Annotated in this window: 4 protein-coding genes; 1 reads left to right on the top strand and 3 read right to left on the bottom strand. The window is 69.8% G+C overall.

From position 1 onward, the window contains the following. From M6444_RS10990 to M6444_RS10980, 3 genes are all read right to left on the bottom strand, one after another. Positions 1-402: hypothetical protein (locus M6444_RS10990; RefSeq protein WP_298326874.1), on the bottom strand; the 402-nt coding region annotated here is incomplete at its 3' end. Positions 403-470: 68 nt separating this feature from the next. Continuing rightward, positions 471-1,346, bottom strand: coding sequence for a WYL domain-containing protein (locus M6444_RS10985; RefSeq protein ID WP_298326872.1), 876 nt, complete (start codon positions 1,344-1,346; stop codon positions 471-473). A 142-nt stretch (positions 1,347-1,488) separates the two neighbouring features. After that, positions 1,489-2,727 (bottom strand): hypothetical protein, encoded by a 1,239-nt coding sequence (locus M6444_RS10980; protein ID WP_298326870.1) that lies wholly within the window; start codon positions 2,725-2,727, stop codon positions 1,489-1,491. Between the two features lie 146 nt (positions 2,728-2,873). Between M6444_RS10980 and M6444_RS10975 the strand changes: the two genes are divergently transcribed. After that, positions 2,874-3,063 (top strand): zinc ribbon domain-containing protein (locus M6444_RS10975; protein WP_298326867.1); only part of this gene is annotated, 190 nt, incomplete at its 3' end.

Below are 3,063 nucleotides of genomic sequence, written 5' to 3'. Positions count from 1 at the left end.
CTCGGCTTTCCAGTAGTCGTCGACGGGGCGGATTCCGCGCAACATGGTTTCGCCGAGGACGTGCAGGGCGCCGTCCAGGACGGAGTTCTCCGGCTCCACCGACAGGAGGGCGTAACCCGCGCGGTAGACGTTGGCCAGCTCGCCGGGCGAGGAGTGCACGACCCCGACTTCGGTGGTCGGTTCGGTGTTCGACGCCCGGACGATCTCGGCTTCAGCCGGGTCGACGGAGTCAGGCTCGCCGTCCGGGCCGACGAACTGGATGCGGACCTCGCGGAACAGATTCGGATCGGCCGCCGGACCCACGTCGGCGCGGTAGAAGGCGATGATCTCCTCCCGCAACGTCTGCTCATCGACCTCGAGCTGGGCGGCGAGCTGACGCAACGGCAGTCCGTCGGGGTGCATCGTCAGGATCCGAAGCGCGCGGGTCACCCGAACGAACCGGCGCAGGAAGGTTGGTGGGCCCGCCACAGTCACGCTGCCAGCGCGAGGAGCTCGGCAACGAGCTCGTCGCGGATGTCGGTGGGCTCGACGACGCGCACGCGGTGGCCGAGCTCGTAGATCCGTTTACGGAACGCAGCCCGGTGCGTGACGGTCATGGTCAGCCGGACCACGTCGTCGTCGATCTCGGAGTATGTCGGGTTGCCCAGCAGCAGCTCGACTTGCGCGCGATGCTCAGGAAGAGTCTCGACGACGACATCGACCGCCGGGTCGACGGACCAGGTCAACGGGTCCAGCGAGTCCGGATGCGGCTCGTGGTGCGGTGCGGCCGTGCCGGGAAGGTCCACCGTGACGCCGGACATGCGGTCGGTGATGAACTGCTTGTCGCGCTCGCCGCCGTCCTCGTGCCCCACCAGGTGCCAGCCCGACGGGCCGGGCTGGACGAAATGCGGGTGCACCACCCGCGGGCGCTGCTTGTACACGAACCGGAGCAGGCACCGGAACTCCAGCGCATGCAACACCTTGTTCAGCGCGTCGTCGCTGCCGTGGATCGCGGGCCTGGTTCGCAACGCAGGCACGTCCGGCACGGATGTGGGCTCGACGCCGACTCGTTCGGCGAAGCCTGGATCGCCCGCGATCAACGCCGCTCGCGCCAGCTCGGCCTGCTGTTCCGGGCTCAGGTACATACGCAGCCGGTTGTCGCGCGCGAAGGCGCGGTACACCGCCGTCTGACCCGGCGGCGCGGTGTTGCGGATGTCCCACCCGACCTGGTTGAGATCGTCGATCAATCGCGTCAGTTGGCGCAGGTGATGTGCCGGCCGACCGCCGAACGCCGCGATGTCGAGCAACCGCGACGTCGAAACCCCCCGCGGTTCAGCTGCAACCAACGCAACGACAACTCGTGTCACGCGCTCCAGCGGACCGAGTTGATCACGTCCTCCTGCCATGGCGCCCCCTCCACAGCTACTTCCACCCGGAGATCATGGTAAGCGCATGCCAGAGCATTTGACTAGTCAAGCATCGGCGCCTGCCTGCTGGCCTGACCTGATGTCACAGCTGCGGCAACCGGCTCGGGTCGGGCGGACGGAGATGATCGAGGCCGGTGGGAAGCGGTTCGGCGTGGAAGATCGCCAGCGATTGTGTGCATCGCGACAGGGCCAGGTGGAGTGCGGTTCGGCCGGATTCGGCGACGATCTCGTCCGGCGCGACGACGGCGACGGCGTCGAACTCCAGGCCGACCAGCTCCGCGGGCGCAGCCACGGTGACGCACTGGCCGCTGTCGGCTAGGCGGCGGGTCGCGTCGAGCCGCCCGGGCGGGACGACCACGGCGACGTGGAAGCCGGTGCTCGCTGCAGCGGAGGCGGCGCGGACGGCGTCGGTTGTGAGTTCCGCGGCGTCGGTGGGCCGAATCAGCGGCCGGCCGATGCCGTCGCGCACGCTGGTCACCGGCGTCCCGGTGGGCTGGCGACTGAGGAGGTCGGCGACGGGGTTGGGCAGCCGGAAGCTGGTGGTCAAGGTGACGTGGTGGGCGCTGGGCAGCGTCGCGCCTGGCGCGGCTGGGGGTGGCAGATCACCGAGGAGGGTGAGCGACGCCGACCTGTCCGCGAGCGTGGCGAGTTCGTCCGGGGAGAGGCGGTGCGCTTCGTCGACGACGATGTGGCCGTAGGCGGTGTCGACGGAGTCGGTGACGATGACATCGTCGGCGTCCAGCGCCGACAGAACGGCGGCGACCCGACTGCGCAGCGGGCCGGACGGTGCGACGTAGGCGATGCCGGCCGCGCGGATCTCCGGGTGGCGGTGGGCGAGCCACGCGGCGCGGTGGAGTCCGGCCTGCGTCTTGCCGGTGCCGGGCCCGCCGCTGATGACGACCGGAGTGGCCGGGTCGGCGACGATGGCGTTGTACTGCTGGGCGGTGAGGGTGGCCGTGGCAGCGCGCATGGTGTCCGCGCGCCGCTCCATCTGCTCTCGTGCCGCGGCGCCGGTGCGGTCGTCGCCGTCGACGATCTCGTCGTGCAGCGCGGTGAGCCGGCCCGCGCGCTCGACGAACTGGCGCTTGAGCGTGACGGTCGACGGGTCGGCTGCGTAGAACGGCGTGGCGTATCGGCTGTGCCAGGCGACGACGAGCGGCATCTGGTCGTCGTCGACGACGTCGCACCGGCCGACGTAACGGCTCTCGCCGTCCTGATCGATCCGGCCGAAGATCAGCGGCTCACCGGCCGGGTCCGTGGCGCGCGCGTAAGCGCGGTCGAGAACGTCCTGTTCAACGGCCAGTTCGGGGTGGGCTGCCACGGTCCTCCTTTTCGTCGCGCCGACTGTAGTGGTCGGCGACAGATCGAGGGTGATCCGGGGCCGTTCATCTTCGCTGGGCATGGTTGTCCGGTTATCGAACTCGGGACATATCGCCCACGTGTCACGGGTATGTGCCATCGTGAAAAGTGAGCGAACGGGGGACGCTCATGTACTGCGTACGTTGTGGTGCCCACCTGGAAGATCGGGCGCGGTTCTGCTCCGCGTGCGGGGCACCGGTCGCCGATCGCGACAGCGCGGACAAGCCCGGTCGCCGTCGTCGGCGGGGGACCATCGCGATGGCGATCGTGGCCGGGGTGACCACGGCCGGCGCGTCGC

It is taken from the genome of Haloactinopolyspora sp. (assembly GCF_027324685.1).
In the GTDB taxonomy this organism is placed as follows: domain Bacteria; phylum Actinomycetota; class Actinomycetes; order Jiangellales; family Jiangellaceae; genus Haloactinopolyspora.
The sequence above is the reverse complement of the archived record's forward strand: the minus strand, read 5'-3'. Positions and strand labels throughout refer to the sequence as shown.